The organism is Winogradskyella immobilis, assembly GCF_021887715.1.
GTDB classification, from domain to species: domain Bacteria; phylum Bacteroidota; class Bacteroidia; order Flavobacteriales; family Flavobacteriaceae; genus Winogradskyella; species Winogradskyella immobilis.
On the sequence record NZ_JAIQXX010000028.1, the window covers coordinates 1 to 13,863 of the forward strand.

General features: G+C 32.4%; 13 protein-coding genes and 1 tRNA gene. 8 read left to right on the top strand and 6 right to left on the bottom strand.

Translation table 11 applies throughout. The features are described 5' to 3' along the window. The 4 genes from K8Z87_RS13190 to K8Z87_RS13205 form a co-directional block, all read right to left on the bottom strand. A partial coding sequence (locus K8Z87_RS13190; protein ID WP_227478049.1) for a GIY-YIG nuclease family protein occupies positions 1 to 290 on the bottom strand: 290 nt, incomplete at its 3' end. 163 nt (positions 291 to 453) lie between these two features. Next, positions 454 to 1,770, bottom strand: a complete 1,317-nt coding sequence (gene murA / locus K8Z87_RS13195; protein ID WP_227478050.1) for a UDP-N-acetylglucosamine 1-carboxyvinyltransferase — start codon at positions 1,768 to 1,770, stop codon at positions 454 to 456. A 5-nt stretch (positions 1,771 to 1,775) separates the two neighbouring features. Next, the gene (locus K8Z87_RS13200; protein ID WP_227478051.1) at positions 1,776 to 2,432 is read right to left on the bottom strand and encodes a DUF4290 domain-containing protein; all 657 of its coding nucleotides are present in this window, start codon (positions 2,430 to 2,432) and stop codon (positions 1,776 to 1,778) included. 88 nt (positions 2,433 to 2,520) lie between these two features. Beyond that, a complete protein-coding gene (locus K8Z87_RS13205; protein WP_227478052.1) occupies positions 2,521 to 2,844 on the bottom strand; it encodes a DUF493 family protein in 324 nt (107 codons plus the stop codon). A 59-nt stretch (positions 2,845 to 2,903) separates the two neighbouring features. Between K8Z87_RS13205 and K8Z87_RS13210 the strand changes: the two genes are divergently transcribed. The 5 genes from K8Z87_RS13210 to K8Z87_RS13230 all read left to right on the top strand — a co-directional run bounded on the left by K8Z87_RS13210 (position 2,904) and on the right by K8Z87_RS13230 (position 7,459). After that, positions 2,904 to 3,464: an AAA family ATPase gene (locus tag K8Z87_RS13210; protein ID WP_227478053.1), complete on the top strand. Its 561-nt coding sequence runs from the start codon at positions 2,904 to 2,906 to the stop codon at positions 3,462 to 3,464. Position 3,465: 1 nt separating this feature from the next. Further along, positions 3,466 to 5,358, top strand: coding sequence for a RecQ family ATP-dependent DNA helicase (locus tag K8Z87_RS13215; RefSeq protein WP_227478054.1), 1,893 nt, complete (start codon positions 3,466 to 3,468; stop codon positions 5,356 to 5,358). Beyond that, positions 5,355 to 6,308: a methionyl-tRNA formyltransferase gene (gene fmt / locus K8Z87_RS13220; RefSeq protein ID WP_227478055.1), complete on the top strand. Its 954-nt coding sequence runs from the start codon at positions 5,355 to 5,357 to the stop codon at positions 6,306 to 6,308. The genes K8Z87_RS13215 and fmt overlap by 4 nt, the downstream gene beginning before the upstream one ends. A 193-nt stretch (positions 6,309 to 6,501) precedes the next feature. Next, positions 6,502 to 6,774, top strand: a complete 273-nt coding sequence (locus tag K8Z87_RS13225) for an HU family DNA-binding protein (RefSeq protein ID WP_227478056.1) — start codon at positions 6,502 to 6,504, stop codon at positions 6,772 to 6,774. A 124-nt stretch (positions 6,775 to 6,898) separates the two neighbouring features. Beyond that, on the top strand, positions 6,899 to 7,459 hold the full coding sequence (locus K8Z87_RS13230) for a YqgE/AlgH family protein (protein WP_227478057.1): 561 nt from the start codon (positions 6,899 to 6,901) through the stop codon (positions 7,457 to 7,459). Here the strand turns inward: K8Z87_RS13230 and K8Z87_RS13235 are convergent. Together K8Z87_RS13235 and K8Z87_RS13240 are read right to left on the bottom strand one after the other, a co-directional pair. After that, a complete protein-coding gene (locus K8Z87_RS13235) occupies positions 7,456 to 8,307 on the bottom strand; it encodes an aminotransferase class IV (RefSeq protein WP_227478058.1) in 852 nt (283 codons plus the stop codon). The two genes, K8Z87_RS13230 and K8Z87_RS13235, sit on opposite strands and share 4 nt — an antisense overlap. A 71-nt stretch (positions 8,308 to 8,378) precedes the next feature. Beyond that, entirely contained in the window at positions 8,379 to 8,771 is a 393-nt protein-coding gene (locus K8Z87_RS13240) for an START-like domain-containing protein (RefSeq protein ID WP_227478059.1), read from the bottom strand. A 184-nt stretch (positions 8,772 to 8,955) separates the two neighbouring features. Here K8Z87_RS13240 and K8Z87_RS13245 point away from each other — a divergent pair. The 3 genes from K8Z87_RS13245 to K8Z87_RS13255 all read left to right on the top strand — a co-directional run. After that, a tRNA-Met gene (locus tag K8Z87_RS13245) sits at positions 8,956 to 9,029 on the top strand. 179 nt (positions 9,030 to 9,208) lie between these two features. After that, positions 9,209 to 12,613: an amidohydrolase family protein gene (locus K8Z87_RS13250; RefSeq protein ID WP_227478060.1), complete on the top strand. Its 3,405-nt coding sequence runs from the start codon at positions 9,209 to 9,211 to the stop codon at positions 12,611 to 12,613. A gap of 301 nt (positions 12,614 to 12,914) precedes the next feature. Beyond that, on the top strand, positions 12,915 to 13,863 hold a 949-nt coding region (locus K8Z87_RS13255; RefSeq protein WP_227478061.1), incomplete at its 3' end, for a hypothetical protein.

Below are 13,863 nucleotides of genomic sequence, written 5' to 3' on the forward strand. Positions count from 1 at the left end.
TTCCACAAATCATCCCAATTTGGATTCTCTTTTTCAACTAAATTAATTTTCCATTGACGATGCCAATTCTTTAATTGTTTTTCTCTAGCTATAGCGTCATTAACATACTGATATTCTTCAAAATACACTAATCTTGTCAATTTATACTTTGATGCAAAACTACTTCCTTCACCTAATTTATGACGCTCCATTCGGTCATCTATTCCGCCACTAAACCCTATATATAAAACACCTCTTGGTTTGTTAGTAAGAATATAAACCCAATAATTATGATAAGCTCGTTTAGGCATATCTATATAATATCATTATTATACGTTTTGAGTTTAAAATAGATGCTGAACTAAATTCAGCATGACAGGCTTGATGTTTTATTTTCTAATTAAGATTTATCATCCTGAACTCAGTGAGTGCTGAACTTGTTTCAGTATTTCAGGATCTAATATTCTTAGAAAACTAATTGCCTTCTACACGCTCTATTTTAGCACCAATAGCACGTAAGCGTTCATCAATATTTTCGTAACCACGATCTATTTGTTCGATATTATGAATCGTAGATGTGCCTTTTGCAGACAATGCTGCTATTAATAGAGATACACCTGCTCTAATATCTGGAGATGTCATCGTTGTTGCTTTTAATTGCGATTTAAAATCGTGGCCAATAATAGTAGCTCTATGCGGATCACAAAGAATAATCTTTGCTCCCATATCTATTAGCTTGTCTACAAAGAACAAACGACTTTCAAACATTTTCTGGTGTACTACCGCGCTACCTCTAGCTTGTGTTAATACCGTTAATATTATGCTTAATAAATCTGGTGTAAAACCAGGCCAAGGCGCATCAGCAATCGTTAATATAGAACCATCAATGTAATTTTGTATTTCGTAACCATCCTTGTGTGCAGGAATATAAATATCATCACCTTGACGTTCAATAGTGATTCCTATTTTACGAAACACACTTGGTATTTGTCCTAAATCGTCCCAGCTTACATTGGTAATGGTTAACTCGCTTTTAGTCATTGCAGCAAGACCTATCCAACTCCCAATCTCAATCATGTCTGGTAGCATTCTATGCTCAGTACCTCCAAGTTGATCTACACCTTCTATAATAAGCATATTAGAGCCTACGCCAGAAATCTTAGCTCCCATACGATTAAGCATTTTACAAAGTTGTTGCAGATAAGGCTCACAAGCCGCATTATATATAGTTGTTTTACCTTCTGCTAAAACAGCTGCCATAACAATGTTTGCCGTGCCAGTTACCGAAGCTTCATCCAAAAGCATATAAGCTCCTTTTAAGCGATCTGCTTCTACTCCATAAAATAAATCTTCTTTATTATATCTAAACTTAGCCCCTAAGTTTATAAAACCTTCAAAATGGGTATCTAAGCGTCGACGTCCTATTTTATCTCCTCCTGGTTTTGGAATATATCCTTTACCAAAACGTGCTAACAATGGACCTACAATCATTATAGAACCGCGAAGACCTTTTCCGTCTTCTTTAAATTCTACAGATTCTAGATATTCTAAATTAACCTCATCTGCTTTAAACGTATATGAACCTTTACCAACATTATTGATTTTTACTCCTAACTTTTTTAATAAAGCGATTAATTTATTGACATCTATAATATCGGGGATATTATCTATTCTAATTTCTTCAGCTGTTAAAAGAACTGCACACAGTATTTGTAGTGCTTCATTTTTTGCACCTTGAGGTTGTATTTTTCCTTTAAGTTGGTGTCCACCTTCAATTTTAAATGTACCCATACTGTTTAATAACGCTTTCTGTTGTTTGAGTATTTCTTTTTAGAACCTCCTCCTTTTTTGCTATTTTTATTTGAATTACTAAACTTACTCTTAACCCGCAATAAGTTACTAGAATCACTAAGTGCCTCAGTACTACTCTTAAGATCTAACTTTCCGTTAGAAAGTTCAAAAAGGTGATCAAAAATAACTGCATCTTCTACAGTGTCTTTATTCCAATTTAAAAAACACTTTTTCATGTGGTTAGCTATGGTAAACTTTAATGCTTCTTTCATTTCTCCTTCTTCCCAAGTAATTGCAACATCAATCATTGTTTTAATATTGTTTCCGTAAAAACGGTATTTCGGAAAGTTTTGAGGATACGCTAATGGCTCTGGTCTTGCTTGTAAGACTTCGCGCTCTGGCTTATCGTATGGAGAGTCGACATCAATTTCAAAATCTGCCATTATAAAAAGCTGATCCCATAATTTATGCTGAAAATCTGGCACATCTCTTAAATGCGGTTGTAGATTCCCCATTACAGAGATTATAGCTTTAGCTAATTTGTTACGTTCTTCTTTAGTTTCGCGAGATTTTGCATGATTAATCATCTTCTGCATATGGCGTCCATACTCAGGTATTATTAAATGCTCGCGTTCGGTGTTGTATTCTAAATCGTCTATCAAAATTATAAAATGTGTAGTAAATATAAATGAACCGAAGTTAATTAGGTTCTAGCGCAAAGTACAAAAAAATAAGATGCCAAAAAGAAAATTATAAGGAAATTACACCTTCTACTTTTTCTGCTACTTCTTTGTATTTTAAAATCACTGCATCAGGGTTTTTCATTCTAACATTTATAGATACACTTGTGTATTTTCCATTCTTAGATGCTTTGGTATTTATAACGGCTCCCATATTATTAAAAATGCCTTCTACCTGCTTAATTTTTACAGCATCTGTTTTTACTATAAACTTATATAAATAGGTCGTTGGCCAAAGCGCAGTGTCCTCTAATTGAGATTTTAATTTTTTGTAAAACTCTTCTGTTTTATCTGGCATAATTTTATTCAACTTTACAGCGGTAAAGATAGGCATAACTTATATTTTTTATTTCATTTTTTAATCCCGATTTTTACAATCAAAATCACATCTCTTTGAAGCCAAAAAAAATAGTCATAACCGGAGGTCCTGCAACAGGTAAAACAGCTATTATAGATAATTTAAATGCTAAAGGTTATGTGTGTTTTGAAGAGGTCATTAGAAAACTAACCTCCGAAGCGCAAGATTCTGGTGACATTACAGAAGCGCATTCTAATCCTATTGCTTTAGTTTCAGATTCTGAAAAATTTAATACGACTCTAATTAATTTAAGAGTCGACGACTTCAAAGCTTCTGAAAACTTAAAAACTGACATTTCTTTTTTTGATCGTGGTATGCCAGATGTGTTAGCTTACATGTCTTATTTTAATCAACCTATCGGAAAAACATATAAAGAAATCTGTAAAACCTACATTTATGATTATGTTTTTATACTTCCACCTTGGAAAGCCATTTTTACAGATGATAAAGAACGGTTTGAAACTTTTGAGCAAGCCACAGATATATATCATAAATTAAAAGAAACCTACAAGCAATTTGGATATCAGATTATTGAAGTGCCTCAGGAAAGTATAGAAGAACGTACTCTATTTATATTAGCACAATTAAACTTATAATATGCATCCTATAGAAGTTTTAGAACGGTATTGGAATTATACAGCTTTTAGACCTCATCAGGAAGCCATTATTACATCGGTTTTAAACAATGAAGATACGTTTGCCTTATTACCAACTGGCGGCGGCAAATCTATTTGTTTTCAAATTCCTGCTTTAATAAAAGAAGGTATTTGTATTGTAATATCACCTTTAGTTGCTCTAATGAAAGATCAAGTTAATCAGCTTAAGAATAGAGACATAAAAGCTATAGCTTTAACTTCTGGTTTATCTTATTCTGATTTAGATACGCAATTAGACAATTGTATTTATGGTAATTACAAATTTTTATACTTATCACCCGAAAGGCTTCAACAACCCATAGTTCAAGAACGCATTCAGCAAATGAATGTTAACCTTATCGCTGTAGACGAAGCTCATTGCATTAGCCAATGGGGAAATGATTTTAGACCTGCCTATAAAAATATTATAACATTAAGAACACTACATCCACATGTTAATTGCATTGCACTTACAGCTACTGCAAAATCTGAAGTTATATCGGACACCATTTCATCTTTAGATTTTTTAAATCCAAAGATATTTAAAGCATCATTTAGACGACCTAATATTGTTTATAATGTATTACATACCGATGACAAGAAATATCAATTAAAGCAACTTTTAAAATCACATAAAGGTTCTTCTATTGTATATGTGCGCAACAGAAAAGCCACGATAGAATTAAATACATATCTAGAACAAGAAGGTTTTTCTACAACCTACTACCATGGTGGAATTACCCATAAAGAAAAAACAGAGCGTCTAAAATTATGGTCTATAAATCAAAAACGTATTATCATTGCTACCACAGCCTTTGGTATGGGTATTGATAAACCAGATGTAGAAACCGTAATTCATTACAATTTACCAGAAAGCTTAGAAAGTTATTACCAAGAAGCTGGACGTGCTGGACGTGATGGCAATACAGCTTATGCATTTATTATAAAAAAGCATATTGATAAAGATCATTTAAAAGGTCAGTTTTTAGATACCATGCCTTCTATTAATTTTATTAAACATGTCTATAATAAACTTTGTAATTATTTTCAGGTTTCTTATGGTGAAGGAGAACAGGCCATACATCAATTAAACTTTAAAGATTTTTGTAATGCTTATCAATTAAAAAGTGGATTAACCTATAACGCTTTAAGATTATTAGACCGAAACAGTATTATTGCACTAAACCAACAATTTAATTATAAAACTAAAGTTCAATTTATAATATCTAATACAGCATTATTTCAATATATAGAAACACATCAGAACCATAATCTCGTTATTAAATCTTTACTAAGAACCTATGGCGGTATTTTTGATTTTTCGACTAAAATAAATTTAGACATTATAGTCAGTAAAGCCAATTGTTCTGAAAAACAACTTATAGCCATTTTAAAAGACCTAGAGCGACAAGAAATTATAAGTTTAGATATTGCAAACACAGACTCCGAAATTACTTTTATTAAACCTCGAGAAGATGATAAAACCATAAACCCTATTGTGAAAATTGTTACGCAGCAGCAACAATTAAAACATCAACAGGTTAATGCTGTAATTCAGTACATCAATACTAATACAGTTTGCAGAAGTTCTCAATTGTTAAACTATTTTGGTGAAGGCACAGAAACAGATTGTGGCATTTGTGATGTATGCAAAGCATCAATTAATGATACGTCTAATACTTATGATATTTCTAAAATGATCATTAATAAATTAAAAGACGAAGACTTATCTTCGCGACAACTAATGGAGCTCCTTAAGTGTTCTGAAAAAGAAATTATAGAAGCTATTACCGATTTAATAGAATACAATATTATTAAAATTACAACTACTAATACCTATCAATTAATACAATGACAAAAAGAGATCTTAAAATTGTTTTTATGGGTACGCCAGATTTTGCTGTGGCAACTTTAAAAGCATTAATTGATAATAAATACAATATCGTTGGCGTAATTACTGCGCCAGATCGACCTGCTGGTCGTGGGAGACAACTAAGAGCTTCAGCTGTAAAACAGTTTGCTTTAGAACATAACTTAGAGGTATTGCAACCTACAAACCTTAAATCTGAAGCATTTATTACAGAGTTAAAACAACTTAATGCTAATCTTCAAATTATAGTAGCATTTAGAATGTTACCTAAAGTAGTATGGCAAATGCCCGAATATGGCACATTTAATCTTCATGCATCTTTACTTCCTAATTATCGTGGTGCAGCACCAATACATTGGGCAATTATAAATGGTGAAACAAAAACTGGAGTAACTACTTTTTTTATTGACGAAAAAATAGATACTGGCGCTATCATTCTTAAAGAAGAGATTGAGATCTCAAGTAACGAAACTGTTGGAACACTCCATGATCGATTAATGACTATTGGAAGTGATTTAGTTATTGATACTGTAATACAGATAGAAAACAATACTGTAGAAACTTATATACAACCACAATCTAACAATTTAAAAACAGCCTATAAATTAAATAGAGAGAATTGTAAAATAGACTGGAATCAATCACTAGAATCTGTTTACAATAAAATTAGAGGCCTTAATCCGTTTCCTTCAGCTTGGTGTTACTTAAATAACGATTCAGAAATTGAAACGGTAAAAATTTATGCTATAGAAAAACTTGAAGCTAAACATAAGCTCAAAAATGGTGCTATTGCGATAGAAGATAATGAGATGCGCGTAGCTTGTAAAAATGGTTTTATTTTAGTTAAAGAATTACAATTACCAAACAAGCGAAAAATGGATGTAAAATCGCTTTTAAATGGTTACGAATTCAAAAAAAACGCAAAACTCTCGTAAACCCTTATTCTCATTGAGTTTAAAAAAATAATCGATGAAACGCGTTCCTTTATTAACAAATGCCATAAGTTATTAACAAAACTCTGTATTTCGCACGCTATTACTTGCGTAGGTGGATATTACGTATAAATTTGTTACAGATTTTAACATTTACGTTGAAAACTTAATTTTTAATAATTTAAATTTAACATTTATGAACAAAACAGATTTAATCAACAGCATGGCTGAAAATGCCGGAATTACTAAAGCAGCAGCTAAGAAAGCATTAGACGGTTTCTTAATTGATATTGAAGGATGTTTACAAAAAGGAAACAGAGTTTCTTTAGTAGGTTTTGGATCTTGGTCAGTATCTAGAAGAGCTGCTAGAGATGGAAGAAACCCACAAACTGGACAAACAATAAAAATAAAAGCTAAAAACGTAGTAAAATTTAAGGCAGGTTCTGACTTAAGTGATGCTGTAAACTAAGAGTTTTTTACTTAAAATATTTAAACCCACTATTTTAGTGGGTTTTTTTATATTATAATATTATACCTAAAGTCTTGGTTTTTTGTGAAATATATATTAGGTTTATTATCAAATCAAATCAATTATGCCAAATAACAAACCTGAAAAAGGTGATCTTTTATTTGCAGAACCGTCTATTATAGGAGACTTATCCTTTAATAGAGCAGTGATTTTATTGGCAGATCACAACCAATTAGGTGCCGTTGGGTTTATTATTAATAAGCAGTTAGATTACAATTTAAAAGATTTGGTTGAAGATACTGAATGTGAGTTTCCTATATATAATGGTGGTCCTGTTGAGCAAGACAACTTATATTTTATTCATAAATCCCCTGAACTTATACCAAATAGCATAGAAATTAATCAAGGTATTTTTTGGGGTGGTGATTTTGCTACTGTTTTAAACTTAATTAATTCAGGTAAACTAACCTCTGAAGATATAAAGTTCTTTTTAGGCTACTCTGGTTGGGATGAAAATCAATTAGATTCTGAATTAAAATCTCAGTCTTGGTTAATTGCTCAAAACACTTATAAAAACTCTATCATCTCTAAATGCTGTAACGAATTCTGGAAAGAAAAAATGTTAGAACTTGGTGGTGAATATTCTATATGGTCTAACGCACCTGAAAATCCTAGCTACAATTAAGTTAAACGCAACTTAGCATTTAATAGTTTTATTAAATCTACTGCCACATTATTTGCAAAAGTCTTTTTTCTATATTTTCCTATAGATTGAATGCCTACGATTACATTGGTAATAAATAATTCGTCAGCTTTTTGAAGCTCAAATGGAGATATTGAGGTTTCTTCAAACTTATAATTAGGATTGTTTTTTAATAAATCTATAATTTGTTTTCTCATAACACCTTTTAGACATCCATCGTCTAAAGGCGGAGTTTTAATAACATCTCCTTTTACTAAAAACAAATTGCCATTTAGTGCTTCAATAACACTCTTATTAGTATTTAAAACCAAACAATTATTTAATTGGTTTTCAGAAGCATAAATACTTCCTATAACTTGTAGTGTCTTATTATTAGATTTTAAACCCGACAAAAAACCAGGAGCCATATAAAAATCTTTGTATAAATCAACAATGTAATCTTCATACGGCAAATTACCATAAAAAGGTTGATGATGTGCCTCTACGGTAATATTGTAGTTAATATTTGTTTCTTCTAACGGTAAATATTTGCCGCCTTCTCCTCTATCTATATTTAATCGTACTCGCACAGTAGCCTTAAGCAAATTATTAGCTTCTACCGTTTTTAATAATTCTTCTTCTAGAAATTCCATGGTGAAATTCATTGGAATGTCCATTCTTAAAATACGCATAGATGCCATTAGCCTAAAATAATGATCTTCCCAAAAAAATATCTTTCCATTGACAACTTTAAGCGTCTCAAAAAGAGCATCTCCGTATTTATAGCCTCTATTTTCTAAATCAATATTTGCATCTGATTTAGATTGTAATAACCCGTTAGTATTCATCATAAAAAAAGTCTCGATAAATTCCGATAATTATCGGCACGAGACAAAGGTATAACAGTTAAACCATTTAATTTTTAAGCTGATCCTAAAACTTGTTTTAAGCTAGAAATCATATTCTCCCAAAGCATCTTAGATTCATCTATTTCATCTTCATCAGCAAAATCTGTAATCATTAAAGAAACATCTTTAGTAATTTCATCAACTTGGATTCTAATTTCAAAATAATACGAATCTCCTTCTTCTTCATCTTCTAACCATCTAAACTTTACACGCTCACTACTCTTCTTAATTAATAGCTTAGCTTGTTCCTCACTTCCATCCCATATAAATGTATACAGCTCACCTCTACTATTTACATTGTCCGCATACCATTCAGACAAACCTGAAGGTGTAGAAATATATTGGTATAAGAGTTGCGGAGATGCTTGTATTGGAAACTCTAATTCGTATTTTATTTTATCGTCCATATAAAAAATATTGTGCGCTCAATATATACATTTATAGCGGACATTAAAACATAATATTAAAAAATTATTTTTTAGAATCTTATGTTTGCTAGCTACTAATTTGTTTATATATTTGCACCCGCAATTATGGCGAGGTAGCTCATCCCGATAACTATCGGGAGGTTAGAGCTACTTTATAATAAATGGCGAGGTAGCTCAGTTGGTTAGAGCGTCGGATTCATAACCCGGAGGTCACGAGTTCAATTCTCGTTCTCGCTACATAGATTAAACCCTTTGTTAATAGCGTTTTCAATTAATTTTGAAAACGCTTTTTTTATAGCTGTATTTATTACCGTAAACCAATCCGTAAACCAATCCGTAAACCAATTTTTGATTCTAAGTATCTAAATGATTAATTTAGAGGGCTAATTTTTATTAAAATTCATTCATTCTATATTATGAAAAATCAACCGTTAACAAAATACCTTATTGGGTTATTGTTTATTTTTAATTGTACGTATGCAATTGCCCAAGATTCAAAAAAAACTGACGACACAAAAAAAGCGACGAAAGAGCTACCATTAGAGCCAGAGCGTAAAATTAAATTTACTACAGATAATGGCACATGGATTTCTGTAGATGTGCATCCAGATGGAAAAACCATCATTTTTGATATGATGGGAGACCTTTATACTATTCCAATTTCTGGTGGTACAGCAACCCGTATCACTGAAGGTATGCCATACGATGTGCATCCACGTTACAGTCCTGATGGTAAATCTATTGTTTTTATATCTGATAAAAGCGGCTCTGATAATGTTTGGACCATGAATTTAGCTTCTAAAGAGCAAAAACAATTAACAAAAGACAAAAACAAATACCATGTATCTGCCGATTGGAGTCCTGATGGTGAATATATTGTAGGCACACGTGGACGTCGGACTATAAAACCTTTTATACTTCATAAAGACGGAGGATCTGGATCCGCTATTTTAACTGAGAATAGAACTCAAAAATTAATAGATCCTGCCTTTAGTGCTGATGGTAATCATATTTATTTTTCATCTCGTAGAGGAGCTTGGGATTATAACGCGCAGTTACCACAATACCAAATTATAAGCTATGATCGTGAAGATGGAGATGTGTCAGCTATAACATCGAGGTATGGTTCAGCATTTACACCTACATTTTCTAATGATGGCAAATGGATGGTTTATGGTAGTCGTTTTGAAGCCGAAACCGGACTTGTGCTTAGAAACCTCGAAAATGGAGACGAGCGTTGGTTAGCATATCCTGTTCAGCGTGATGAGCAAGAATCTATTGCGCCTTTAGGCGTTATGCCTGCTATGGCATTTACGCCAGATAATAAAAATTTAATAGCATCATATGGCGGAAAAATATATTCCATTTCTATAGCTAATAATAATGCAAAAGAGATTCCTTTTAAAGTTAATATCGATTTAGATATGGGACCAATGGTTGCTTTTAAATATCCTATTGAAGATAAAAATGAAGGAACTGTAACACAGATTAGAGATGCTGTACCATCACCAGATGGAAGCAAAATTACATTTACAGCCTTAAATCGATTATATGTTATGGATTTACCAAATGGTAAACCTAAACGACTGACCGATCATAATTTTACAGAAGCGCAACCAACTTGGTCGCCTGACGGAAAACAAATTGCATTTACAACCTGGAAACCATCTGGTGGACATTTATATAAAGTAAATGCAAATGGTAGTGGCAACGCTACGCAATTGACTAATGAATCTGGTATATATACCAACCCAGCATGGTCTTACAATTCTAATAAAATTGCGTTTATCAAAGGTTCTGCGCAATCTTATCAAGATGCTATTGGTCCTTTTGCTGCTGGTGCTGCTGAAGATATAGCATGGATTTCTACTAATGGTGGATCCATAACTGTTATAGATAAAACAAAAGGGAGAACGACTCCTCATTTTACTAAAATAAATGATCGTGTATATCTTAATCATGGTGTTAAAGGTTTAATTTCTATCCGTTGGGATGGAAGTGATGAAAAATCGCATTTAAAATTAACAGGAATAAAGACTTATGGCTCTTCTGATGTTTTTGGTGTAGGTCATGACGACGCACATGCAGCATTACCTACTCATGAAGAAGGTTGGAGAGAAAATAATACAGCGTCTAGACCATCTATTATAAAAATTTCACCAGACGGTACTTATGCATTAGCCCAAATAAATAATGACATCTATAGTGTTATCATTCCAAAAATTGGTAAAACTCCAAGTATTTCATTAGCTAAAGCTGAAAATGCAGCATTTCCTGCCACAAAATTAACGGTTATAGGTGGTGAATTTCCTGCATGGGCTTCAAATAGCAAAAAAGTACATTGGTCACTTGGAGCTAGTCATTTTGCCTACGACTTAATAAAAGGAAAAGCTTTTACTGACAGCTTAAAATTAGCTAAAAAGAGAGAAAAAGAATTAGCCGCTGAAAAGAAAAAAGATTCTACTAAAACAGATGCTAAAAAAGACGAAAAGAAAAAAGAAACTCCAAAGTTTAAAGCAGAAGAATACAAAATCATTGTAAACTATAAACGTTCAATGCCTAAAGGCAGAACTTTGCTTAAAGGTGGTCGAATAATTACAATGAATGGAGATGAAGTCATTGAAAATGGAGATATTCTTATAGAAAATAATAGAATAGTAAATGTTGGAGCATCAGGAAGCTTTTCTGTACCAAGTAATGCAAAAGTTATTGATGTTTCAGGAAAAACATTAACTCCAGGTTTTGTAGATACACATGCACACATGTGGCCTAATTGGGGAATTCATAAAAATCAAATTTGGATTTATTCTGCAAACCTCGCTTATGGAGTTACAACAACTAGAGATCCTCAAACCGCTTCTACAGATGTTTTAACCTATTCAGACATGGTAGATGCAGGTATGATGCATGGTCCACGTGTATATAGTACTGGTCCTGGAGTTGGATTTTGGGCTTATAATATTGAAAATTACAACCACGCTAAAGATGTGTTAAAGCAATACAGCGAATACTATAATACTAAAAGTATAAAAATGTATTTAGTAGGAAATCGCCAGCAGCGTCAATGGGTTATTAAAGCTTCAAAAGAATTAAAATTAATGCCTACAACTGAAGGAGGTTTAGATTTTAAACAAAATATGGTGAATTTAATTGATGGATATCCTGGACATGAGCACTCCTTCCCTATTTACCCTATTTACAACGATGTTATAAAAACTGTAGCAGAATCTAAAATGGCAGTAACACCTACGCTTTTAGTGTCTTACGGTGGTCCTTGGGCTGAAAATTATTATTATTCTAGAGACAATCCGTATCACAATAAAAAGATGCAGTATTTTACCCCATATGCAGAATTGGCTCAAAAATCGAGACGTCGACCAGGATGGTTTATGGATGAAGAACATGTATTTAAAAAACATGCAGAATTTATGAAAGACCTTGTAGAAGCTGATGGCATAGGCGGAATTGGAAGTCATGGTCAATTACAAGGTTTAGGTTTTCACTGGGAATTATGGGCCGTTGCTAGTGGAGGCATGAAAAATATAGATGCTTTAAAAATTGCAACTATAAAAGGCACTGAAGCATTAGGTTTAGACAACGATTTAGGCAGTATAGAAACCGGAAAAATTGCAGATATATTAATTATGTCTAAAAACCCATTAGATAATTTAGAAAACACAAATACGCTAACACATGTTATTAAAAATGGAATTGTATATGATGCAAATACTCTTGATGAAATTGCACCTATCGCAAAAAAATCGGCAACATTCCATTGGCAAACAAAAAAACCAGAAAATCTTCCTGGTGTTAAGAATTAAATAAAATATTAATAACTTTTATGAAAGACTCCTATTTTAGGAGTCTTTTTTGTTAATAACCTTCAAAAATTGTTAATATAACCTGCTGATTTTAAGGATTAAATGAACAAAACTCTAAATGAACAACTTATAGTAATAATTATGTAATTCAACGATAATATTTTAGCAATAGCCTGATACATACTACTTTTACTTTACCCTCAGAATACAAGAATTAATAGCAAAATATAAAATTAATTAATCCGACTGTGCAAATACCATGGTTGGTTAGTGGTGTTTATTAAGTTTAAATAACCTACGTATGAAGAAATTTTACTTTGTTATATCCTTTTTCATTTCCATATGTTTTGCCTTTGGGCAAGATGTATTAAATGACTATAGATCTATTGGAACTGGCAATTGGGAAACTATTACAAGTTGGGAAACTTATAATGGAACTAGTTGGATCGCAGCATCAAATTACCCTGGACAAATAACTACAACTACTAATAATATAGAAGTTAGACTTGGTCATACAATTACTGTAACTACAAATTTGGTTACTGACCCTATGGGAACGGTTACGGTTAACGGTACTCTTGTATTAGATCCACCGAATAATCCAAGAGAAATTAGTTTAAGAACAGATTTACTAGAAATTGGATCTTCTGGCATATTAAATTTTTCTGGCTCTCAAGCCAGTTTAATTTTGCCTTCTGGTGCAGCTTTAGTATTTCAAAATGGTGGAGATATAGCAGGTTCTTGTACTCCAAACAATCAAATAGAAATCGGTGGCATAGTCTATGCAGCTTGTAGATCTAATACTACAACTGTATTTACATTTGGAGATGTTGTTGCAGCCGGTAGTACATTAAATGCTCAAATAATAACACCAAATACCTTATCTGTAAACGAAGAAATATGTTCTACACTCACTGTAGAAGGTAGTTATACTGGACCTACAAACTCAGGAGACATTATTAATTATAGCTGGTTAGTAGCTGATCCTAATGGAAATATTGTAGCAACTTCTTTAGACTCAGGTACCTTAAACGCAGTTGGTCAAATCGCCAGTACTAACTTTACAGTAACTGAATTAGGTGATTATATATTATCTTTTGAAGTTTCTGATGGTTCTTTTACTAATGTAGAAACTAGAACGATTATCGTTACACCTGATACTCAAAATCCTACAGCTTCTAATCCTGCTGATATTAATGTACAATGCTTAAGTGATGTCCCTGCTGTTAATACTGCTGTGGTTACTGATG

Excerpts from the sequence above, each read along its gene's own strand:
- K8Z87_RS13240 (WP_227478059.1), bottom strand. The coding sequence starts at position 8,771 with ATGGACGATAAAATAAAATACGAATTAGAGTTTCCAATACAAGCATCT.
- K8Z87_RS13235 (WP_227478058.1), bottom strand. The coding sequence starts at position 8,307 with ATGATGAATACTAACGGGTTATTACAATCTAAATCAGATGCAAATATT.
- murA (WP_227478050.1), bottom strand. The coding sequence starts at position 1,770 with ATGGGTACATTTAAAATTGAAGGTGGACACCAACTTAAAGGAAAAATA.
- K8Z87_RS13250 (WP_227478060.1), top strand. The coding sequence starts at position 9,209 with ATGAAAAATCAACCGTTAACAAAATACCTTATTGGGTTATTGTTTATT.
- K8Z87_RS13205 (WP_227478052.1), bottom strand. The coding sequence starts at position 2,844 with ATGCCTATCTTTACCGCTGTAAAGTTGAATAAAATTATGCCAGATAAA.
- K8Z87_RS13225 (WP_227478056.1), top strand. The coding sequence starts at position 6,502 with ATGAACAAAACAGATTTAATCAACAGCATGGCTGAAAATGCCGGAATT.
- K8Z87_RS13215 (WP_227478054.1), top strand. The coding sequence starts at position 3,466 with ATGCATCCTATAGAAGTTTTAGAACGGTATTGGAATTATACAGCTTTT.
- fmt (WP_227478055.1), top strand. The coding sequence starts at position 5,355 with ATGACAAAAAGAGATCTTAAAATTGTTTTTATGGGTACGCCAGATTTT.
- K8Z87_RS13230 (WP_227478057.1), top strand. The coding sequence starts at position 6,899 with ATGCCAAATAACAAACCTGAAAAAGGTGATCTTTTATTTGCAGAACCG.